We start from the raw sequence: 22,161 nt of genomic DNA, 5'->3' as shown, positions 1-22,161 counted from the left end.
GTTCAGTCGCCGTTCAGCGTCGTACCGGGCGCTTCTGCAACTTGCGCTGCAAGGTACGGCGGTGCATGCTCAAAGCACGGGCAGTGGCGGAGATATTGCCTTCGTGCTCGGTCAGCACGCGCTGGATATGCTCCCATTGCAGGCGGTCCACCGACATCGGGTTTTCCGGTACCAGGGTGTCAAGGTCGGCGTGCTCGGAAAGCAGAGCGGCCAGCACGTCGTCAGCGTCCGCCGGCTTGCAAAGGTAGTTGCAGGCGCCGCGCTTGATCGCCTCGACAGCGGTGGCGATGCTGGAGTAACCGGTGAGGATCACCACGCGCATTTCCGGGTCGAGCTCCAGCAGCTTGGGCAGCAGCACCAGGCCGGAGTCGCCGTCCATTTTCAGGTCGAGGGCGGCGTAGTCGGGCAGGTCGGCCTGGGCGATGGTCAGGCCTTCTTCGGCAGACCCTGCGGTGCTGACGCGAAAACCGCGACGGCTCATGGCGCGCGCCATCACGCGGGTAAAGGTAGCATCGTCATCTACCAGCAACAGGTGCGGCAGTTCTTCGCCTTCGACTTGGATCTCGTCACTCATCGATATCTCCTCGTGCGACACGGGGCAGGCGCAGCTCGGTGAGCGTGCCACCTTCCTCATGACTATAGAGCTTCACTGAGCCGCCCGCGCGGGTCACGCTGGCCTTGCTCAAAAACAGGCCCAGGCCGAAGCCTTTGCCCTTGGTGGTAAAGAAAGGTTTGCCGATCTGCTCGGCAATGGCCAGCGGCACGCCCGCGCCGTGGTCACGAATGCTGATGGTGATGTTTTCGGCGTCCCAGTCCAACTGTACGCCGAGCCCTTCAGGGCAGGCGTCAGCGGCGTTGTTCAGCAAGTTGAGCAGCGCCTGGGTCAGGTCCGGCGGTGGCGCCAGGCGCGGTACATTGCCTTGGCCCAGCAGGTTAAAGCGGTAACTGGCTTCGGGACGCATCAGGTGCCAACGGTTCAGGGCTTCATCGAGCCATTGGGTCACGTCCTGCATCTCAACTGCCAGGCGGCGGTTGGCTTCGGCAGCACGCACCAGTTGCTGCAGCGTCAGCTTGCATTGCTTGACCTGCTCTTGCAGCACACTCAAGTCGTCCTGCAGCGCCGGGTCGTGATGGTCCTGGGTCATTTCCTTGAGCAGCACGCTCATGGTCGCCAACGGCGTACCCAATTCATGGGCGGCACCGGCGGCCTGGGTGGCGACGGCCAGCAATTGCTGGTCGCGCAGCCCTTCTTCGCGGCGAATGGCGCGCAGCTCTTCCTGGCGGCGCAATTCTTCGGCCATGCGCGCGGCGAAGAAGGTGATCACTGCAGCAGACAGGGCAAAACTCAACCACATCCCGTAGATCTGCAGGTTTTCCCGGGCGATGGGGAAGGTCTGCAACGGGTAGAACTGAGCCAGCAACAGGGTGTACAGCGTCAGCGCGATCCCCGACAGCACCACCGAGTAGCGCCATGGCAACGTCACCGCAGCGATGGTCAGTGGCACCAGGTAATACGAAACGAATGGGTTGGTGGACCCACCGGAGAAATACAGCAACACGCTGTGGATAAACAGGTCGCAAGCCAGTTGCAGGGCATATTCCAACTCGGTGACCGGCCAGGTGGTGCGCAGCCGTATGGCGGTGAACGCACACAACACCGTGGAAAAACCCAGGGTCACAGCCAGTTGCAGCCAGGGCAGCGGCAGCAGGTCGAACCAATAGGCAAGCCCGACGGAACCGGCCTGTGCGGCCAATACCAGGGTGCGAATGAACGTCAGGCGCCAGAGGTTCTGGCGAGTGGCGGAAGTCAGTTTTACGGCGGCGAGCATGAGCTCTCCCGATGAGCGCTGCAGGCGGATCGGCACGAGTATAAACGAAGCAGACCGGCTGGCACGGCGCGTGTGGCTCTTTGACGCAGGCCGGCTAAATGACCGTTCGTCGGCGCCCGCATAACTTGTAGGTAATGTGTAAACCCGAAGAACCCGGTGCCAGCGTCTACAGTCTTACCGAGCACGACTACTTCAAGGAGCTTCCATGTCTCGTTTCATTCGCAGTGCAGCCATCATCACTCTCAGCGCCAGCGCCATTGCCAGCCTGCCGGCCATGGCCGCCGATGCACTGAACTACAACCAGATCTCCCTGCGCGCCGAAGTCAGCCAGGAAGTGGCCCGCGACAAGATGATCGTCACCCTCTATACCGAGTCGCAAAACGCCGACCCGGCCAAGCTTGCCGCTGAAATCACCACCACCATGAACACGGCCTTAGGCCAGGCCCGCGAAGTCAAAGGCGTGACCCTGCGCCAGGGCAGTCGTAACAGCTACCCGATCTACGACAACAAGAACCAGAAGATCACCGGCTGGCGTGAGCGCGCCGAACTGCGCCTGGAAAGCGCGGACTTCCCGGCGCTGTCCAAGCTCACCGGCGAGCTGTTGAACACGCTGAAAATGGAAAACATGGACTTCGCCATCGCCGATGCCACGCGCAAGGCCAGCGAAGATGCGTTGCTCAAGGACGCGGTTACTGCGTTCAAGGCCCGTGCGCAACTGGCTACCGATGCACTGGGCGGCAAGGGTTACAAGATCGTCAACCTGAACTTCAACACCAATGGTTACCCGATGCCTTTTGCTCGCGGCGGGATGATGATGAAGGCGGCCATGGCAGATTCTGCACCGACGCCAGACGTTGAAGCGGGCACCAGCCAAGTGAGCATGAGCGCCGATGGAGTGATCGAAGTTTTACCGTAAGTCTTCGCGAGAACACCACTGCGTAACCTTCACCGGTTACGCAGTGGTGTTGCCGCCCACGGAACACTCAGACCGCTACCACACACCAAGTAACTTGATACTACAGCCTTACTCCAATCTATCTAAACCTCGCCCTCACGACACCACTCGTCAAACATTGCGAATGCAGGCCTGGAACTTACGGCACTCAACTTTCCACCCAGGGTTGCCATGCACATCATCTTGAATCAGAACATCGAACAGGTTAATTGCCACACACGGACGTACTGACAACAGAATATTACACATATCGATTTCTTTGTTTCTCGATGAACGGCAGTTATTTACCCAATAATTAATGTGAGTCGATAATGAATATAACGCCGTCTCTCGCTCCCACACTCGTCGTTCCCTCTTTCCCTCCCACACATGATCGCCAGCGTCGAGCGCTTGATGATTTACCCGCAACGCAAACCCGGCAGCAGGCAGAACAAACCTCTTCAAAACATCCAAAAAAATTGCTCGACCACCCCCCGTTTCCCATGCCTACACCCGCCCATGAACTCGATACCTCCAAAAGCATCATCTATGGGTCAGTCAACGTTATTCCGCCAACCGCGGGTTATACACAGCAAGAGCGAATGCATCGTATCGATGCCTATACCGGTCGAGTCGTCGCGCACATTCAACACATCGAAAATGGCAGCGACGCAGAACGCAATATCAGCTTCCAGCAAACTCGCCCGTTTCTAGAACCCGCAGGTTACTTCAGCGGCGGGTTGCTAGCAGCCGGCTACGATCCCCATGAAAAAATCTCGGTGACCTTCCACTCCTATGTAGGAATGGGCAAGCCCAAGGAGGAAACCAACAAAGAGGTACGCACCTATTTTGCATGGGAGATTGCAGCCGGCGCTCTTGCGCACGATCAGGTGTCAAGGGGCGGCCCGTTGAACTTCCAGGACATGCACATCAACCCGCAAGATAAAAACAAGCTTCACGAACTGGATTCCTTGGGCAGCCAGCTCCAAGGCCATTGGGAAAATGAAATAGCGGCGCCCATGCGCGACGCCTCGGGGCAACTGGCGAAGCGATCGGGCAAAGCGGATGCCTATGTGTTGCGAGGAATACTACAAAGTCTGCATGACGACAATTCCAGTAACAAACACCTAACCCCCGCTGCGCGAGCCGCCATTGTCCGCACACTTGAAGAAGACGGAAACGCGGTAATCCCCAACATATATGGTTATCCCTTAGAGGGTTATGCATTTATTCCTTATATCAACTATCACGGTGATTATGACCACCGCCCGAATAAGGGACTAATGATTGACTTAAAGAATGGCTCCGCCCGTGAAATACACGGTGATGACGACTTTGCCAGTTGGGCTAAAAACAATCAGGCTCAATTAGTTAGCCGCTTCAACGCTCGTGACAGGCAAGGCGGTCATGATGCTCACTGGGTAGGGGCCGGGTATGTACTCGATGCATTGATTCAGGATAACCATTCTACGTTTCCAGGAAGAAAAGGTCCGTTCACAGATCAGGCCGTACCGGTCCGGGAGACATTCAATTACACACAATCGCGAGACAGCGATTACTACTTGAAATTTGGCGACCTTAAAAACGGTATTGCCCCCCACTACCAGGCGATAAATGCCAAGAATGCACGCTGGACCGATCAAACCGAGGTCTTTGGCGCCTCCCAACAAAGTTGGAAAGCAGCCAAAGAGTTTTGGGGTAACACGTTTGGTTACTTACCGATCGTAGGCAATGTGGGCAACATTGTCTTCGGCGTACACGATGGCCTCTACGGCAAGACGGCCGATGATCGTGTCGCAGGTAACGCCGCGGCGGTAATTTCCAGCCTGCAACTGGCGCACGAGATTGCCCCCATTGGATTGGAAGCCGGACTTGGGGAGGCGGTTTTGACACCTGGCGCTCCCAGCGCAAAACCCTACAACTGGCGATTCAGTCAGGACACTAGCGATCTTGAACTCGTGCGCACGCCAAAAGCGTTGAGCGAGAGTGATACCAACCCGGTTGCAAATCACTCGGCGCCCCAGGTGAACCCGTTGCGGCCCAGCCACGCGGGGATGATCAGCGAACATGCCATCCCTGACGGCGAGCAGTTGATTGAAAAGGCCGCGCACAACCAGAAGGGCATCTATCAGCTCAAGAACACCGCCACCGGCGAAGATCACTGGTTTATCCGCTACACCGATGGGACAGGCGTCCCTGGCGTATATGAAATAAAAAGCAACTTCAAACCTAGCAATGACTACGTGCAGATTATTGATCGCTCCGGAAAGATTGTATTGACCGTGCATTCAGCCGGTGACGGAAACTGGGTTCGCAATGCAGCCAATGGGGGGGTGAGGTGGCCGTGGCAGCGTTCACCATCGCCAACACCCAGTGAAAATCTGACCCCCCATTTTTCGGACCTGTTCGCCGACGTCGATCAACAGGCCGTGGCGCGAGCCGACAGATTCGACCAATTCATGAAAGTGGATGAGACCAAACCTTACGCCGTATCGACCCGCGGCTATGAAGAAAACGGCGTTGTTAAAAGAAAGCTGAATATTGGCTGGGAGGCCCCCAGGGAGAAGTTCGAAATGTTGCCCTCGGAGCGAGCGGCTCCTTCGCCTCTGAGCGAGACCAATTATTCAGAGCACTTTCTTACCGACCTGAATCGTAACAACTACACGGTCATCAAAAGCTCAAAAGGCGGCGATATCGAATTGCCCCTGGATGCCGTTGGAAAAACGCCAGAGGCTACGAGACTGAACCGTCTCAAACAATTCGAAAAGGCAATTCCCGATGCAGAACTGCGATCCCGTATCTCCGAGGTCGCCCATCAAGGATCAGTATTTCCCGCCCATTGGGAGTTGCTCCAAAGCATGAAAGACGGTTACGGCGTCACAGCAAGCAATGCTTCTTACTTTATTGAATACGACCCGACACGCAATGAAGCCCGAGTCAAAGTCGTCACCACGTGGTTTGTAAGCGATGTCAGCGATCACGTTCCAAAAGTGATTCCGGATTTAGAGGCAACCACCGTCAGAACCTTCACTATTGGCGAGAACAATGATGTGTCCGGCGCCCTTTACACGATTGACGATTACGCTCCAACTCACCTGGAAGTGTCGATCCCCGATGATCTCCCTCAGTAATCAAGGGCACCCTTTGATGCAGATGTCCCTACCTGAGTAACCGGAACGGCGGTAACCTCGGTGACCGCCGTTTTCGTTTAGGCAGCTTTGGTCTGCCTGCCATTTCAGGGGTCTCCATGGAAAGAATCGCCGTCAAGCCACTGCTCCTCGCCGCAAGCCTACTGGCTGTTATGCCGATGGCCCAGGCCGCAACCACCCTGGTCTACTGCTCCGAAGCCAGCCCCGCCGGCTTCGATCCCAGCCAGTACACCAGCGGCACCGATTTTGACGCGTCCGCCGAAACCGTGTTCAACCGCCTGACCCAATTCAAGCGCGGTGGCACCGAGGTAGAACCGGGTCTGGCCACGAGCTGGGATGTATCCAAGGACGGCCTGACGTATACCTTCCACCTGCGCGATGGCGTCAAGTTCCACACCACCGACTTCTTCACCCCGACCCGTGACTTCAACGCCGATGATGTGTTGTTCACCTTCAATCGCTTGCTCGATGCCGACAGCCCGTTTCGCAAGGCCTACCCCTCCGAATCGCCCTACTTCACTGACATGGGCTTGAACGCCACGATCAAGAGCGTCGACAAACTCGACGAACACACCGTGCGTTTCAACCTGAACAATGTCGATGCTTCATTCGTACAGAACCTGGCGATGAGTTTCGCCTCGGTGCAATCGGCCGAATATGCCGCCCAGCTGTTGAAAGAAGGCAAGGCCGAGCAGATCAATCAGAAGCCCATCGGCACCGGGCCGTTTGTGTTCAAGCGTTACCAGAAAGACGCGCAGATCCGGTATGTGGCCAACACACAGTACTGGAAGCCCGAGGACGTAAAGCTCGATAACCTGGTATTTGCGATCACCCCGGACGCCGCCGCGCGCCTGCAAAAACTAAAGGCCGGTGAATGCCAGGTCAGCGGTTACCCACGTCCTGCCGATATCGACGTGATGAAGCAAGATCCCAATCTGCGCGTGCTGCAACAAGCGGGTTTCAATCTGGGCTTCCTGGCCTACAACGTGACTCACCCGCCGCTGGACCAACTCAAGGTGCGCCAGGCGCTGGACATGGCGATCGACAAGCCGGCAATCATCAAGGCCGTATACCAGAGCGCCGGACAATTGGCGCAGAACGCGTTACCGCCGGCGCAGTGGTCTTATGACCCCGGCATCAAGGATGCCCCCTACGATCCGACCAAAGCCCGGTTGCTACTAAAAGAAGCAGGGGTTGCACCAGGTACCACCATCAATCTGTGGGCGATGACCGTACAACGCGCCTCCAACCCCAATGCGCGGATGTCCGCACAAATGATCCAACAGGATTGGGCCAAGGTCGGCATTAAAGCCAACATCGTCAGCTATGAGTGGGGCGAGTACATCAAACGCGCTAAAAATGGCGAACACGACGCAATGATTTACGGCTGGACCGGCGACAACGGCGACCCGGACAACTGGCTCGGCGTGCTCTACAGTTGTGCCGCAGTCAAGGGCAGCAACTATGCCAAATGGTGTAACCCGGCCTACGACAAGCTGGTGCAGCAAGCTAAGGTCAGCAATGATCGCGAGCAGCGTATCAAGTGGTATCAACAGGCGCAGAAAATCCTTAAGGAACAGGTACCTATAACGCCTATTGCAAACTCGACGGTTTTCCAGCCCCTGCGCAAGGAAGTGCGCGACTTCAAGATCAGCCCGTTTGGACTGACGCCCTTCTACGGTGTGAGTCTAGATAAGTAACATCGACGCCCCAACCGAGTGCGCTAGACGCCTCGGCTGGGCTTTTTTGGTGCGCACATTGCACCGAAAAAAACCATCAAATCGACGCTTTTATGGCAAAACTTTCATAATTGCGACATTCCTGTACGTTCGTACCACTGTTTGCCGCTCGTAACCGTTCAGCATCTTGCATTGGGTATGGCGCCTGCATAAGTATCCGCAGGCCGACTCACGAGGTCGCCCTCACCACCAAAAATGACAACAAATCATGAGGCCAACATGCTTAAACACGCAGTCCTTCCGTTATTAGTGAGCGCCGGCCTGATGGCCGCAGCCCCCGTAGCCCTGGCGGCAACTAACCTGGTGTTCTGCTCCGAAGGGAGCCCGGCCGGTTTCGACCCAGGCCAGTACACCACCGGAACAGACTTCGATGCCTCGGCCGAAACCATGTTCAACCGTCTGAGCCAGTTCGAGCGTGGCGGCACCGCTGTCGTTCCTGGCCTGGCCACCAGCTGGGACGTGTCCCCGGACGGCCTGACGTATACCTTCCACCTGCGCGAAGGCGTCAAGTTCCACACCACCCCGTACTTCAAGCCTACTCGTGAATTCTCGGCCGACGACGTACTGTTCACCTTCAACCGGATGATCAACAAAGACGATCCGTTCCGTAAGGCCTACCCCACTGAGTTCCCGTACTTCACGGACATGGGGATGGACACCAACATCAAGAACATCGAGAAAGTCGACGACCACACCGTCAAGTTCACCCTTGGCACCGTGGACGCGGCTTTCATCCAGAACCTGGCCATGAGCTTCGCGTCGATCCAGTCCGCTGAATATGCCGCGCAATTGTTGAAGGAAGGCAAACCCGCCGACATCAACCAGAAGCCGGTCGGCACTGGCCCGTTCGTGTTCAAGAGCTACCAGAAAGACTCGAACATTCGTTACACCGGCAACAAGGACTACTGGAAACCTGAAGACGTGAAGATCGACAACCTGATCTTCGCTATCACCACCGACCCGTCGGTGCGTATCCAGAAGCTCAAGAAAAACGAATGCCAGATCACTCTGTTCCCACGTCCGGCCGACCTCAAGGCGCTGGGCGAAGACAAAGACCTGAAACTGCCGCACCAGGCCGGTTTCAACCTGGGCTATGTGGCCTACAACGTGATGGACAAGGTCAAGGGCAGCGACCAGCCTAACCCGCTGGCTGACCTGCGCGTACGCCAGGCGCTGGACATGGCGGTGAACAAGCAGCAGATCATTGACTCCGTGTACCAGGGCGCCGGTCAGTTGGCCGTCAACGCCATGCCGCCGACCCAATGGTCCTACGACACCAGCATCAAGGACGCCAAGTACGACCCTGAAAAAGCCAAGGCGCTGCTCAAGGAAGCCGGCGTCAAGGAAGGTACCGAAATCGTCCTGTGGGCCATGCCGGTTCAGCGTCCGTACAACCCGAACGCCAAGCTGATGGCCGAGATGCTGCAGAACGACTGGTCCAAGATCGGTCTGAAGGTCAAGATCACCAGCTACGAATGGGGCGAGTACATCAAGCGTTCCAAAGGCGGCGAGAACCAGGCCATGATCATTGGCTGGAGCGGCGACAATGGTGACCCGGACAACTGGCTGAACGTGCTGTTCGGCTGCGACTCGCTGTCGGGCAACAACTTCTCCAAGTGGTGTGACAAGAAATTCGACGGCATCGTGAAAGAAGCCAAGGCCACATCGGATGTCGCCAAACGCACCGAGCTGTACAAGCAGGCGCAACATATCCTCAAAGATGCAGTCCCGATGACACCTATCGCGCACTCGACGGTGTATCAACCCATGCGTAATACCGTACAGGACTTCAAGATCAGCCCATTTGGCTTGAACTCCTTCTACGGCGTTAGCGTAAGCGGCAAGTAAGGATCAATAACGGCGACGTTTCACAACGTCGCCGTTATTCCATCCGCCAGGGCCGTAGGAAACAGACCACATTTGCAAGCGTTGCCGTCCTACAGCAACGAACTGCGCCTTATGTCTCCGTTACCTACAAGTCCAGTCAGAATTGGCGCATTTACTGCAAGGTCCACGTCCCATAACGTCGTAGGACAGCAGAGGCATCACTCTGGGAAATGGCACTTGCTGTGCGTGGGATCAGTGATGTCTCCCTGGCTGTGGCCAGCGGGATGGTTCGCTGTTGATAACTACAAACAAGGATCGGGATCGTCATGCGCCATACCACTGTTCTATCCGCGATGTTTGCCACCAGCCTGCTGGCCGTGGCCACGATGGGCCAGGCCGCCGAAAAGAAGAGCCTGGTGTTCTGCTCCGAAGGCAGCCCGGCAGGGTTTGACACTGCGCAATACACCACGGCCACCGACAACGATGCGGCAGAGCCTTTGTACAATCGCCTGGTTGAATTCGAAAAAGGCGCGACCGACGTAGTACCTGGGCTGGCGACCAAATGGGATATTTCGCCAGATGGCCTGACCTACACCTTCCACCTGCGTGAAGGGGTGAAGTTCCACAGCAACAAGGAGTTCAAGCCGACGCGCGACTTCAACGCCGACGACGTGCTGTTCACCTTCAACCGCATGCTTGACCCCGAGCATCCGTTCCGCAAGGCCTACCCTACCGAGTTTCCGTACTTCAACGGGATGAGCCTGAACAAGAATATCGCCAAGGTCGAAAAAACCGACCTGCATACCGTGGTGATGACCTTGAACACGGTCGACGCCGCGTTCGTGCAGAACATCGCCATGAGTTTCGCTGCGATCCTGTCCGCCGAATACGCCGAGCAGTTGCTCAAGCAAGGCAAGCCCAGCGACATCAACCAGAAGCCGATCGGCACTGGCCCATTTGTGTTCCAGCGTTACCAGAAAGACTCGCAGATCCGTTACGTGGGCAACAAACAGTATTGGGACCCGAGCCGGGTCAAACTTGACCAACTGATCTTCGCCATCAACACCGACGCCTCGGTACGGGTGCAGAAGCTCAAGGCCGGCGAATGCCAGGTCACCCTGCATCCGCGCCCCGCCGATGTAGACGCACTGAAGGCCGACCCGAACCTGCAACTGCTGACCAAGCCTGGCTTCAACCTCGGCTACATCGCCTACAACGTGCGCCACAAGCCGTTCGACCAGCTTGAAGTGCGCCAGGCGCTGGACATGGCGGTGAACAAGCAGAGCATCCTCAACGCTGTGTACCAGGGCGCCGGGCAACTGGCGGTCAACGGTATGCCACCGACGCAGTGGTCTTACGATGACAGCATCAAGGACGCCGCCTACAACCCGGAAAAAGCCAAGGAGCTGCTCAAGGCCGCCGGCGTCAAGGAAGGCACCGAGATCACCCTGTGGGCGATGCCGGTGCAGCGCCCGTACAACCCCAACGCCAAACTGATGGCCGAGATGCTGCAGAACGATTGGGCCAAGATCGGCCTGAAAGTCAAAATCGTCAGCTACGAATGGGGCGAGTACATCAAGCGCACCAAGAACGGTGAGCACGATGTCAGCCTGATTGGCTGGACTGGCGACAACGGTGATCCGGACAACTGGTTGGGCACCCTCTACAGCTGCGACGCCATCGGCGGGAACAACTACTCCATGTGGTGTGACCCGGCGTACGACAAGCTGATCAAGCAAGCCAAGGTCGTGACCGACCGCGAACAAAGGACTGTTCTATACAAACAGGCGCAGCAACTGCTCAAGCAGCAGGTGCCGATCACGCCAGTCGCCCACTCGACGGTCAACCAGCCGTTAAGCGCCAAAGTCGAAGGTTTCAAGGTGAGCCCCTTCGGCCGCAACGTGTTCTCGGGCGTCAGCATTACCCCATAAGAAAATAACCGGATTACGGGGAGCGAAGTTCGCTTCCCGGCAAACGCGCAGGCTTTTGTTGGGAAAATTCCTACGCCAAACGTTTGCACAGGCTTGAACGAGTTCCACACCCAATAGCCGGTTCACCTAAAAAGACCGGCATTAAAAAAGAGAACCAAAGGAGCTTCACCCATGAAACTGAGCAGCAAAGCGCTTCTGGCCTTGGCCATCAGCAGCATCACGGCAACCGCCTATGCTGAAACGCAAAGCCAGGACTTCGTTCCTACCACCTTGGCCGGCACCAGCGCCCAAAGCGAGGCTAAAGGCTTCGTTGAAGACTTCAGCCTTGGCGGCACCACACGTAACTGGTACTCCCATGAAAGCAAATACCGTGGGGGCACCTTCGCGTACCAGAAGCATGGCCAGACCCTGACCGACCGTAACCGTACCAACTGGGTACAGGGCACCATCCTCAACGCCAGCTCGGGTTTCACCCAGGGCACTGTCGGCGTCAAGACCGAAGTGGCGGTTTACAACGCTCTGGTACTGGACCGCAGCAAGCGTGATATCAAGGGCGGCTCCAACCGTACCCTGGCGGACTCCAATGGTGACGCCGTAGACCAGTGGAGCAAACTGGGCCTGGCCAACGTACAGTTCCGCGTGTCCAACACCACCTTGACCGCCGGTCGCCAGAACTTCAGCAGCGGCATCGTCGACACCATCGGCAACCGTGCCTTGCCTTCTAGCTTCCAGGGTGTGAGCTTCAACAGCGAAGAGTTCAGCAACCTGTCGTTCCAGGGCGGCGTGTTTGACCGCGTTTCGCCACGTAGCGAACAGAGCCTGTCGAAATTCCGTACCGAATACGGCAATGGCGCGGAAACCGATAAAGTCTATACCCTGGGCGCGAACTACCAGCCGCTCAAAAGCCTGAAAACCAGCTTCTTCGCCGCCAACGTGAAAGACTTCTGGAACCAGTACTACTTCGGCGCCACCCACGAGCTGGGCGACGCGCAGCAGTTGGGCCTGACCACCGGTTTCAACTACTACAAAACCGTCGATGAAGGCAAAAAAGAGATGGGGGAAATCGACAACGATACCTTCTCCCTTTCCCTGGGCCTGACTCACCAGGCGCATAGCCTGACCTTCGCTTACCAGCAAGTGAACGGTAACGAGTACTTCGACTACCTGCACGAGACCAACGGCATCTACCTGGCCAACTCCCTGACCTCGGACTTCAACGGCCCGAACGAGAAGTCCTTCCAGATCGCCTACGCCATCAACATGGCCGAATACGGCGTGCCGGGCCTGAAGTTCAACGCCTACTCGGCGCGCGGCTGGGATATCGACGGCACCCACTACACCGGCAACGGTGGTCGGGCCAAGTTCGCCTACGACGGCATCCAGTCCCAGGACGGCGAGAAGCACCAGGAATACGGTATCGGCGCTTCCTACGCGGTCCAGAGCGGCCCGCTCAAGGCCACCGCGATTCGTGCCACCTACGTTGAACACCGTGGCAGCGAGTTCCAATCCGACGGCAGCATCAAAGAGTTCCGTCTGGTCACCACCATCCCATTCAACATCCTTTAATTAGCGCCAGGCAGACGGCGGGCTCAGGACGAGCTCGCCGTCTACGCTTTTCTGGTTCCATCGATTGCAGAGGGCTCTGAATGAAAATGCTCCCGCTACAAGCCGCCATGGCTGCCGCGCTGTTGAGCGTGGCGATCGGCGTTTCGGCCAAACCGCTGGTGGTGTGCACCGAAGCCAGCCCGGAAGGTTTCGACCCGGTCCTGTACACCACCGCCGTGACCGCCGATGCCGCCGCTGAAACCATGTTCAACCGTCTGGTGGACTTCAAGCCCGGTACTACCGAGGTGGTCCCTGCGCTGGCTAAAGACCTGCCGGAAATCAGTGCCGATGGCCTGACCTACACCTTCCACCTGCGTGACGATATCAAGTTCCACACCACCGACTATTTCAAACCCACGCGCAACCTGAACGCCGACGACGTGCTTTGGAGCTTCCAGCGCCAGCTGGACCCGAATCACCCTTGGCATAAAAAGTCCCTCGTGGGCTACCCGTACTTCGAAAGCATGGGGTTCAAGGAACTGCTCAAGAGCGTAGAGAAGATCGACGATCATACCGTCGTCTTTACCCTGACCCGTCCTGAAGCTCCGTTCCTGGCTGACCTGGGCATGGCATTCTCTTCAATCCATTCGAAGGAATACGCCGACCAGTTGCTCAAATCCGGCAAGACCGAAGACCTCAATGCCAAGCCCATCGGCACTGGCCCGTTCATCTTCACCCGTTATCAGAAAGACGCCCAGGCACGCTTCAAGGCCAACCCCGACTACTTCCGCGGCAAGCCGGCGGTCGATCCGCTGATTCTGGCAATCACCGTCGATAACAACGTGCGCCTGCAGAAGCTCAAGGCCAACGAATGTCAGATCGCATTGTTCCCCAAGCCGGACGACATCCCAAGCATCAAGAAAGACCCGAACCTGAAAGTCGATGAACTGGCGGCGATGACCACCAGCTATACCGCATTGAACACCACCCGCAAATACATGAGCGATGCGCGGGTACGTCATGCAATCAATATCGCGTTCGACAAGACCGGCTATACCGAAGCGCTGTTCGGCAAAGGCAATGCAGTCGTGGGCACCGGCCCTTATCCACCGACATTGCTGGGTTTCAGTGAAAAGCTGAAAAACCCAGCGCGCGACCTGGACAAGGCCCGTGCCCTGCTCAAGGAAGCCGGCGTGCCGGAAGGCACCGAATTCACCCTGTTCACCCGTAACGGCGGCGGCCCGACCAACCCCAACCCGATGCTCGGCGCCCAGCGTATGCAAGCAGACCTGGCCCAGATTGGCTTGAAGATCAATATCAAGGTCATGGAATGGGGCGAGATGCTCAAGCGTGCCAAAAACGGCGAGCACGACATGGTTTCGGCGGGCTGGGTCGGTGATAACGGCGACCCGGATAACTTCCTGACGCCAAACCTGAGTTGCGATGCAGCCAAAAACGGCGAAAACTACGCCCGCTGGTGTAACAAAGAGTTTCAGGACTTGATCGACAAAGCCCGTGCAGTCGCGGAACCGGCCGAACGGGCCGCGCTCTATGAACAAGCACAGGATGTGTTCGAGAAAGACCAACCCTGGCTTCCCATGGCTTACCCGAAACTGTTCACCGCCCTGCGCAAGAACGTAGAGGGCTTCACCCAAAGCCCTCTGGGTACAAATAACTTCGCCACCACCCAGGTGAAGTAAATAAGAAAAACGCTCGGCACCGTCGACATTGACGGTGCCGAACCTGCCTAACCGGCTGATTGAGGTACACACCAAGATGTTTAGTTTTATTGCCCGCCGATTGGGGTTATTGATCCCCACGTTCTTCGGCATCACGTTGCTGACTTTTGCGTTGATTCGCATGATTCCAGGCGACCCCGTAGAAGTCATGATGGGCGAGCGGCGGGTTGACCCCGAAATGCACGCCCAGGCAATGGAGCGCCTTGGCCTTAACAAGCCGCTGTATGCGCAATACCTGGATTACGTCGGCAAGCTCGCCCAGGGCGACCTTGGCGAATCGCTGCGCACCCGCACCAGCGTGTGGACCGAGTTCACCGCCCTCTTCCCCGCGACCCTGGAACTGTCCATGGCCGCCCTGTTGTTCGCCGGTATCCTGGGCCTGTTGGCCGGGGTGATCGCGGCACTCAAACGAGGATCCCTGTTCGACCATGGGGTGATGGGCATCTCCCTGGCGGGCTATTCGATGCCGATCTTCTGGTGGGGCCTGATCCTGATCATGTTCTTCTCGGTAAGCCTGGGCTGGACCCCGGTTTCCGGGCGTATCGACCTGCTCTACGACATCGAGCCGCGCACCGGTTTCATGCTCATCGACACCCTGCTGGCCGACGAGCCGGACGCGTTCTGGGACGCCCTGCACCACCTGATCCTGCCGGCTATCGTGCTGGGTACCATCCCGCTGGCTGTGATCGCACGGATGACCCGCTCCTCGATGCTTGAAGTACTGCGCGAGGACTACATCCGCACCGCCAAGGCCAAGGGCCTGTCGCCGGCGCGCGTGGTATTCGTTCACGGCCTGCGTAACGCGCTGATCCCGGTACTGACCGTGGTCGGACTGCAAGTCGGCACGCTGCTGGCCGGTGCGGTACTGACCGAAACCATCTTCTCGTGGCCCGGCATCGGCAAATGGCTGATCGAAGCCATTGGCGCGCGGGACTACCCGGTGGTGCAAAACGGCATTCTGCTGATCGCCTGCCTGGTGATCCTGGTGAACTTCGTGGTGGATATCCTCTACGGCTTCGCCAACCCACGCATCCGTCACCAGCGCTGAGATCATGACCATGACTACCTCTACTCCAGTGTCAGCAGTCGATCAGAGCCTGCTGTACCCGTCCCCGTATAAAGAATTCTGGCAAGCCTTCTCCAAGAACAAAGGCGCGGTTGCCGGCCTGCTGTTCATGTTGCTGATCGTGTTCTGCGCGATCTTCGCTCCCTGGGTTGCCCCGCATAACCCCAGCGAGCAATACCGCGACTTCCTGCTGACCCCACCGGCGTGGCTGGAGGGCGGGCAGATGCAGTTCCTGCTCGGCACCGACGAACTGGGGCGTGACTTGCTCTCGCGCCTGATCCAGGGTTCGCGCCTGTCGTTGCTGATCGGCTTGTCATCAGTAGTGATGTCGCTGATCCCAGGCATCCTGCTGGGCCTTTTCGCCGGGTTCTTCCCGCGCTTGCTCGGCCCAACCATCATGCGCTTGATGGACATCATGCTGGCCCTGCCATCGCTGCTGCTGGCCGTGGCGATTGTCGCCATCCTCGGCCCTGGCCTGATCAACACCGTGATCGCCATCGCTATCGTGTCGTTGCCGTCCTACGTGCGTCTGACCCGCGCGGCGGTAATGGGCGAACTGAACCGCGACTACGTGACCGCCGCCCGCCTCGCGGGTGCCGGCCTGCCACGCCTGATGTTCATCACCGTGCTGCCTAACTGCATGGCACCGCTGATCGTACAAGCGACCTTGAGCTTTTCCTCGGCGATTCTCGATGCCGCGGCCCTGGGCTTCCTCGGCCTTGGCGTACAACCGCCAACCCCTGAGTGGGGCACCATGCTGGCTTCGGCCCGTGACTACATCGAACGCGCCTGGTGGGTCGTGAGCCTGCCTGGCTTGACCATTTTGCTCAGCGTGCTGGCAATCAACTTGATGGGTGACGGCCTGCGCGATGCGCTGGACCCGAAACTCAAGAACGCCGCCTGAGGAGATTCCCATGTCACTGTTAGAAATCAAGAATCTCAACGTCCGCTTCGGCGACAAGACCGCCGTACCGGTGGTCGATGGCCTAGACATTTCCGTCGACAAAGGCGAAGTACTGGCGATCGTTGGCGAGTCGGGCTCGGGTAAATCCGTGACCATGATGGCGCTGATGGGCCTGATCGAGCATCCCGGCATCGTTACCGCCGATGCGCTGAACTTCGACGGCAAGGACATGCTCAAGCTGAGCAACCGCCAGCGCCGCCAGATCGTCGGCAAAGACCTGGCGATGGTGTTCCAGGACCCGATGACCGCGCTGAACCCCAGCTACACCGTGGGTTTCCAGATCGAAGAAGTGCTGCGCCTGCATTTGAAAATGTCCGGCAAGCAAGCGCGCAAGCGTGCGATCGAGCTGCTGGAAAAAGTCGAAATCCCAGGCGCCGCCAGCCGCATGGACGCCTACCCGCACCAATTGTCTGGCGGTATGAGCCAGCGTGTTGCAATCGCCATGGCAATTGCCGGCGAGCCCAAACTGCTGATCGCCGATGAGCCGACCACTGCGCTGGACGTGACCATCCAGGCGCAGATCATGGAGCTGCTGCTGGCGCTGCAAAAAGAACAGAACATGGGCCTGGTGCTGATCACTCACGACCTCGCGGTGGTGGCTGAAACTGCCCAGCGCGTGTGCGTGATGTACGCAGGCCAAGCGGTGGAAGTCGGCCAGGTGCCGCAACTGTTCGACATCCCGGCGCACCCGTACAGCGAAGCGTTGCTCAAGGCGATTCCCGAGCACAGCCTCGGCGCCACGCGCCTGGCCACGCTGCCGGGCATCGTTCCCGGCCGCTATGACCGTCCGCAGGGCTGCTTGCTGTCACCGCGCTGCCCGTATGTGCAGGACTCCTGCCGCGCCCAGCGTCCAAGCCTTGACCCGAAAAGCAACAGCCTCGCCCGCTGCTTCTACCCGCTGAACCAGGAGGTGGCGTAATGGCCGTCGTACTTACCGCCCGCGACCTCACCCGTCACTATGAAGTGTCCCGTGGCCTGTTCAAGGGCCACGCCACCGTGCGTGCTCTCAATGGCGTGTCCTTTGAGCTGGAAGCCGGCAAGACCCTCGCGGTGGTGGGCGAGTCGGGTTGCGGCAAATCCACCCTGGCCCGTGCCCTCACGCTGATTGAAGAGCCGTCTTCGGGCTCGTTGAAAATCGCCGGCCAGGAAGTGGCCGGTGCCGACAAGGCCCAGCGCAAGCAATTGCGTAAAGACGTGCAGATGGTGTTCCAAAGCCCGTATGCGTCGTTGAACCCACGCCAGAAAGTCGGTGATCAACTGGCGGAGCCGTTGCTGATCAACACCAACCTGTCCGCCGCCGAGCGCCGCGAAAAAGTCCAGGCGATGATGAAGCAAGTGGGCCTGCGCCCTGAGCATTATCAGCGCTACCCGCACATGTTCTCCGGTGGTCAGCGCCAACGTATCGCACTGGCCAGGGCGATGATGCTGCAACCCAAAGTGTTGGTGGCGGACGAACCGACCTCGGCGCTGGACGTGTCGATCCAGGCCCAGGTGCTCAACCTGTTCATGGATTTGCAGCAGGAATTCAACACCGCCTACGTGTTCATCTCCCACAACCTGGCGGTGGTGCAACACGTTGCCGACGATGTGATGGTGATGTACCTCGGCCGCCCGGTGGAAGTAGGCCCCAAGGAAGACATCTACGCCCGCCCGCTGCACCCTTACACCCAGGCGCTGCTGTCGGCCACCCCGACCATTCACCCGGACCCGAACAAGCCGAAGATCAAGATCGTTGGCGAACTGCCCAACCCGCTGAACCCGCCACCTGGCTGCGCATTCCACAAGCGCTGCCCGTATGCGACCGAGCGATGCAGCAGCGAAGAGCCGCTGTTGCGACCATTGGATAATCGGCAGGTGGCTTGCCACTATGCGGAGCAATTCGTGGCCTGAAGCAACACTGTTCCCCTCTGTGGGAGCAGGCTTGCTCCCAATGGGCACGTGATATCGAGTTCTACCGCCCTTCCCGCCAGATTGCGCATCAGTCTGGCCGGAGGGGCTTTATTTTCGCGCAAACCCAGTGTGGCTCATCCGGGCAATTAAATACTGCTTTTTTTTAACACACTTATTTAGCGCATTATTTTTATTAGCCCATCACAAACGAAACAACGCCTTGAAAGCTTCACTCTCTTTATAGTTTCCGCCTCACTATTGAGACGCCATGACCTTAACTACGCCAACGCTCAGCACAGCACAGCACGGCACGGCACGGCACAGCAACTTAAACGCTATGTCGCACTCACCACAGAAACAGATTATGCCGACAGTCTAAGATACCCCTTTACTGTCCAACTGTTGGTTCCTTGTCTCGTAATAAAGTCAAAAGCAATCACAGCTTTTTTCCTCGAATTACTAAACATCCCACTTATCCTTCCGGAGACAGTCTCCAATGCAACCCCTCTCGAGTCAAACCCGGCAGACACCTCGGGGCTAACAGGCACGTCAAAGTCCGCAAAATCCAAGCGTTTCATAAAAATGATATGTACACCTGTTGCGTATTGACCCGTACTTGTATCGCGACCGACAAAAACAGCATACGGGTCACTCTCCGAACCAAAATACGCAAATTTATAACGAGGGTCTACGTAAGTACCATTATGACCGGTATATATGAATTCGCCTGTGGCATTACGCAAAAAACTTTCCATATCCTTAATCTCTGACATTACCTTATCTCCACCTTCCAGACGGATCAAATGCCGTCCTTGATTTGAAAGTAGGAGGCCTCTACCCAGACGTCAACTGTCAGACTCAACAGTTGACAATCGGCGCCCCCGGTGAAGTTTCACCACGTGAGTGCATTACGCATTCAACATCCTGTTAACACTGCTGTTGATCCAGACTCAGGCATGCGCATCGGTCTTGTCGGGGGGATTTTTCGTTTTTGCGCGGGACAGCGTATCTCAAGCGTATGGCTTTTTAACAAAACACACAGGGAAGAGTCCGCAGTCCTCCGCTCCTGCCCATGAGGGCCTTGAGCCAGAGCCATTTCGAAGTGTATAGATTGTAAATGCAATTTACTTTTGTTTGATAATCAATATCATTTGAGCACCAAGAGAGCGCTGGATGCTGACCCCAAACAAACGCAATTCAGACGCATCTCGTTCAATCGCCCCTCCTAAAGGACTTTGTGGATATGTCGTCTCACTTCAGGCTCAGCCATCTCTCGCTGGCGTTTATCGCTACCCTTTCGTCCCCCGCGCTGCTGGCGGAGGGTATGGAGAAAGAACGCGATAAAGTGCCAATCGAAGCGACAGACCTGCCTGTAGATGGCACGCCCCAGGCCTTGGTGCTGGGCGAGACGCGCGTGCTGGGCACCGCTGCCGAAGAACTCAAGCAAGCACCCGGCGTGTCGATCATCACCGCCGAGGACATCAAGAAACGCCCGCCCAGCAACGACCTGTCGGAGATCATCCGCCGCGAGCCAGGCGTCAATCTGACCGGCAACAGTTCCAGCGGCAGCCGCGGTAATAACCGTCAGATCGACCTGCGCGGCATGGGCCCGGAAAACACCCTGATCCTGATCGATGGCAAACCCTCCACCTCACGCAACGCCGTGCGTTATGGCTGGAGCGGTGACCGTGATACCCGTGGCGAAACCAACTGGGTGCCGGCCGAAGAAGTCGAGCGCATTGAAATCCTGCGCGGCCCGGCCGCCGCTCGTTATGGCTCCGGGGCCATGGGCGGGGTGATCAACATCATCACCAAACGCCCGACCGACCAATTGCACGGTTCGCTGACCGCCTACACCGCCTTCCCCGAAAATGACGCCGAAGGCGCAAGCAAACGTACCAACTTCAACCTCAGCGGCCCGCTGACCGACAGTCTCGCATTCCGTGTCTATGGCGGACTGAACAAGACCGACGCGGATGACGCCGACATCAACCGCGCAGCTCAAGCGACGCCTGATTCTTTGGTCGCTGGCCGCGAGGGCGTGCGCAATAAAGACGTCAATGGCTTGCTGAGCTGGCAATTCACCCCCGAGCAAACCCTCGACCTGGAAGCCAGCTATAGCCGCCAGGGCAATATTTTCGCCGGCGATACCATGCTCAACGGCGGTGGCGCATTCGTTGAAAGCCTGGTGGGCAAGGAAACCAGCGTGATTCAACGCAGCAGCTTCTCGGCCACGCACCGCGGCGAATTTGACTGGGGCTCGACCCTGGCCTCGCTGACCCACGACCTGACCCGCAATGAGCGTCTCAACGAAGGCCTGGCCGGATCCGGCGAGGGCGCGCCTTCGGCCAGCGCCGGGCGTTTCGAATCACGCCTGCGTAACACCCGGGCCACTGCCGAGGTCAACCTGCCCCTGAGCTTGGGTGCCGAACAGGTACTGACCCTGGGCAGCGAATACCTCTACGAGTCGATGAACGATCCAGGTTCGTTGCGCCCGCAAACTTATGACCCGGGCACCGGCGGCGTCCCCGCCATCCCCGGCGTCAGCCGCAACAGCACCAAGACCACCGCATCGAGCTATGCCTTGTTTGCCGAGGACAACATCGAACTGGGCAGCAAGACCATCATCACCCCTGGCCTGCGCTACGACGACCATGAAGAATTCGGCGGCAACTGGAGCCCCAGCTTCAACGCCTCGCACCAGTTGACCGATGAACTGAGCCTCAAGGGCGGTATCGCCCGCGCGTACAAGACCCCAAACTTGTATCAGTCCAACCCGAACTACCTGCTGTACAGCCGTGGCAATGGCTGCAATGCCAGCGAAGCGAATATGGGCGGTTGTTACCTGGTGGGTAATCGCGACCTGAAGCCGGAAATCAGCGTCAACAAGGAAATCGGCCTCGCCTTCGACAAGGGCACCTGGCGCACCAGCGCGACGTACTTCCGTAATGACTACAAGAACAAGATCAATGCCAGTAACGAGGCGGCGTTCCGCCTGGGCAATGGTCGCCGCGTGCTGGAGTGGGAAAACAGCGGGCCCGCCCTGGTCCAGGGGGTTGAAGGCAACCTGTTCGTAAGCCTGCGCAGCGATCTGGACTGGAACACCAACCTGACCTACATGATCGACTCCAAGGACAAGGACACCGGCGAGCCGTTGAGCATCATCCCCAAGTACACCGTCAACACCACGCTGGACTGGCAAGCCACCGACAAGCTGTCCTTCCAGGTCAGCGGCACCTACTACGGCAAGCAAGAAGCGCCGACACTCAACTCACGCAGCGCCAACAGCTATGACCGCAGCGCCCAGCAGGATGTCGACCCGTATGGGCTGATGGGACTGAGCAGTGGTTATGAGTTCAGCAAAAACTTGAGCGTGCGTGTCGGTATCAACAACCTGCTGGACAAGCGCCTGTCGCGCAAAGGCAATGCCGAGGATGCCGGTGCACAGACCTATAACGAGCCGGGCCGGGCTTACTTTGCGTCGGTAACAACGTCGTTCTGATCGCAATACGCGACCAATAAAAATGCCTTGGAGAACGTCTCCAAGG

General features: G+C 57.9%; 15 protein-coding genes. 12 read left to right on the top strand and 3 right to left on the bottom strand.

Features of this window, described 5'->3' with window-relative positions:
- Nucleotides 1-13: 13 nt before the first annotated feature.
- Nucleotides 14-574 carry a response regulator transcription factor gene (locus PSEBG33_RS22600; RefSeq protein WP_005784759.1) on the bottom strand — a complete coding sequence of 187 codons (561 nt, stop codon included), beginning with the start codon at nt 572-574 and terminating at the stop codon, nt 14-16.
- Nucleotides 567-1,829 (bottom strand): ATP-binding protein, encoded by a 1,263-nt coding sequence (locus PSEBG33_RS22605; RefSeq protein WP_005784756.1) that lies wholly within the window; start codon nt 1,827-1,829, stop codon nt 567-569. The genes PSEBG33_RS22600 and PSEBG33_RS22605 overlap by 8 nt, the downstream gene beginning before the upstream one ends.
- Before the next feature lie 205 nt (nt 1,830-2,034).
- Here PSEBG33_RS22605 and PSEBG33_RS22610 point away from each other — a divergent pair, with 205 nt between their 5' ends.
- The 11 genes from PSEBG33_RS22610 (at nt 2,035) to PSEBG33_RS22660 (ending at nt 18,613) form a co-directional block, all read left to right on the top strand.
- Nucleotides 2,035-2,745, top strand: a complete 711-nt coding sequence (locus PSEBG33_RS22610) for an SIMPL domain-containing protein (RefSeq protein WP_005784754.1) — start codon at nt 2,035-2,037, stop codon at nt 2,743-2,745.
- 350 nt (nt 2,746-3,095) lie between these two features.
- Entirely contained in the window at nt 3,096-5,894 is a 2,799-nt protein-coding gene (locus tag PSEBG33_RS22615) for a hypothetical protein (RefSeq protein WP_005784752.1), read from the top strand.
- 116 nt (nt 5,895-6,010) lie between these two features.
- Nucleotides 6,011-7,612 carry an ABC transporter substrate-binding protein gene (locus PSEBG33_RS22620; protein WP_005784751.1) on the top strand — a complete coding sequence of 534 codons (1,602 nt, stop codon included), beginning with the start codon at nt 6,011-6,013 and terminating at the stop codon, nt 7,610-7,612.
- Nucleotides 7,613-7,870: 258 nt separating this feature from the next.
- A complete protein-coding gene (locus PSEBG33_RS22625; RefSeq protein ID WP_005784750.1) occupies nt 7,871-9,499 on the top strand; it encodes an ABC transporter substrate-binding protein in 1,629 nt (542 codons plus the stop codon).
- Between the two features lie 332 nt (nt 9,500-9,831).
- Nucleotides 9,832-11,409 carry an ABC transporter substrate-binding protein gene (locus PSEBG33_RS22630; protein WP_420066311.1) on the top strand — a complete coding sequence of 526 codons (1,578 nt, stop codon included), beginning with the start codon at nt 9,832-9,834 and terminating at the stop codon, nt 11,407-11,409.
- Nucleotides 11,410-11,580: 171 nt separating this feature from the next.
- A complete protein-coding gene (locus PSEBG33_RS22635; protein ID WP_005784745.1) occupies nt 11,581-12,975 on the top strand; it encodes an OprD family outer membrane porin in 1,395 nt (464 codons plus the stop codon).
- Between the two features lie 80 nt (nt 12,976-13,055).
- The gene (locus tag PSEBG33_RS22640) at nt 13,056-14,654 is read left to right on the top strand and encodes an ABC transporter substrate-binding protein (RefSeq protein ID WP_005784742.1); all 1,599 of its coding nucleotides are present in this window, start codon (nt 13,056-13,058) and stop codon (nt 14,652-14,654) included.
- 76 nt (nt 14,655-14,730) lie between these two features.
- Nucleotides 14,731-15,741, top strand: coding sequence for an ABC transporter permease subunit (locus tag PSEBG33_RS22645; protein WP_003171721.1), 1,011 nt, complete (start codon nt 14,731-14,733; stop codon nt 15,739-15,741).
- 10 nt (nt 15,742-15,751) lie between these two features.
- Nucleotides 15,752-16,663, top strand: a complete 912-nt coding sequence (locus PSEBG33_RS22650; protein WP_005784738.1) for an ABC transporter permease subunit — start codon at nt 15,752-15,754, stop codon at nt 16,661-16,663.
- A 10-nt stretch (nt 16,664-16,673) separates the two neighbouring features.
- Nucleotides 16,674-17,642: an ABC transporter ATP-binding protein gene (locus PSEBG33_RS22655; RefSeq protein WP_005784736.1), complete on the top strand. Its 969-nt coding sequence runs from the start codon at nt 16,674-16,676 to the stop codon at nt 17,640-17,642.
- Nucleotides 17,642-18,613, top strand: a complete 972-nt coding sequence (locus PSEBG33_RS22660) for a peptide ABC transporter ATP-binding protein (protein ID WP_005784734.1) — start codon at nt 17,642-17,644, stop codon at nt 18,611-18,613. Before PSEBG33_RS22655 ends, PSEBG33_RS22660 begins: the two co-directional genes overlap by 1 nt.
- 362 nt (nt 18,614-18,975) lie before the next feature.
- On the opposite strand, the gene PSEBG33_RS26855 is transcribed toward PSEBG33_RS22660, so the two are convergent.
- On the bottom strand, nt 18,976-19,416 hold the full coding sequence (locus tag PSEBG33_RS26855; RefSeq protein ID WP_157264113.1) for a hypothetical protein: 441 nt from the start codon (nt 19,414-19,416) through the stop codon (nt 18,976-18,978).
- Between the two features lie 440 nt (nt 19,417-19,856).
- Here PSEBG33_RS26855 and PSEBG33_RS22665 point away from each other — a divergent pair, with 440 nt between their 5' ends.
- A complete protein-coding gene (locus tag PSEBG33_RS22665) occupies nt 19,857-22,115 on the top strand; it encodes a TonB-dependent siderophore receptor (protein WP_005784732.1) in 2,259 nt (752 codons plus the stop codon).
- Nucleotides 22,116-22,161 lie beyond the last annotated feature (46 nt).

This window comes from Pseudomonas synxantha BG33R (assembly GCF_000263715.2).
Classification (GTDB): Bacteria; Pseudomonadota; Gammaproteobacteria; order Pseudomonadales; family Pseudomonadaceae; genus Aquipseudomonas; species Aquipseudomonas synxantha_A.
Note: the sequence above shows the minus strand (reverse complement) of the source record. Positions and strands in the feature narration are given on the sequence as shown.

Excerpts from the sequence above, each read along its gene's own strand:
- PSEBG33_RS22610 (WP_005784754.1), top strand. The coding sequence starts at position 2,035 with ATGTCTCGTTTCATTCGCAGTGCAGCCATCATCACTCTCAGCGCCAGC.
- PSEBG33_RS22640 (WP_005784742.1), top strand. The coding sequence starts at position 13,056 with ATGAAAATGCTCCCGCTACAAGCCGCCATGGCTGCCGCGCTGTTGAGC.
- PSEBG33_RS22615 (WP_005784752.1), top strand. The coding sequence starts at position 3,096 with ATGAATATAACGCCGTCTCTCGCTCCCACACTCGTCGTTCCCTCTTTC.
- PSEBG33_RS22645 (WP_003171721.1), top strand. The coding sequence starts at position 14,731 with ATGTTTAGTTTTATTGCCCGCCGATTGGGGTTATTGATCCCCACGTTC.
- PSEBG33_RS22635 (WP_005784745.1), top strand. The coding sequence starts at position 11,581 with ATGAAACTGAGCAGCAAAGCGCTTCTGGCCTTGGCCATCAGCAGCATC.
- PSEBG33_RS22665 (WP_005784732.1), top strand. The coding sequence starts at position 19,857 with ATGTCGTCTCACTTCAGGCTCAGCCATCTCTCGCTGGCGTTTATCGCT.
- PSEBG33_RS22620 (WP_005784751.1), top strand. The coding sequence starts at position 6,011 with ATGGAAAGAATCGCCGTCAAGCCACTGCTCCTCGCCGCAAGCCTACTG.
- PSEBG33_RS22605 (WP_005784756.1), bottom strand. The coding sequence starts at position 1,829 with ATGCTCGCCGCCGTAAAACTGACTTCCGCCACTCGCCAGAACCTCTGG.
- PSEBG33_RS22630 (WP_420066311.1), top strand. The coding sequence starts at position 9,832 with ATGTTTGCCACCAGCCTGCTGGCCGTGGCCACGATGGGCCAGGCCGCC.
- PSEBG33_RS22600 (WP_005784759.1), bottom strand. The coding sequence starts at position 574 with ATGAGTGACGAGATCCAAGTCGAAGGCGAAGAACTGCCGCACCTGTTG.
- PSEBG33_RS22650 (WP_005784738.1), top strand. The coding sequence starts at position 15,752 with ATGACTACCTCTACTCCAGTGTCAGCAGTCGATCAGAGCCTGCTGTAC.
- PSEBG33_RS22625 (WP_005784750.1), top strand. The coding sequence starts at position 7,871 with ATGCTTAAACACGCAGTCCTTCCGTTATTAGTGAGCGCCGGCCTGATG.
- PSEBG33_RS22655 (WP_005784736.1), top strand. The coding sequence starts at position 16,674 with ATGTCACTGTTAGAAATCAAGAATCTCAACGTCCGCTTCGGCGACAAG.
- PSEBG33_RS22660 (WP_005784734.1), top strand. The coding sequence starts at position 17,642 with ATGGCCGTCGTACTTACCGCCCGCGACCTCACCCGTCACTATGAAGTG.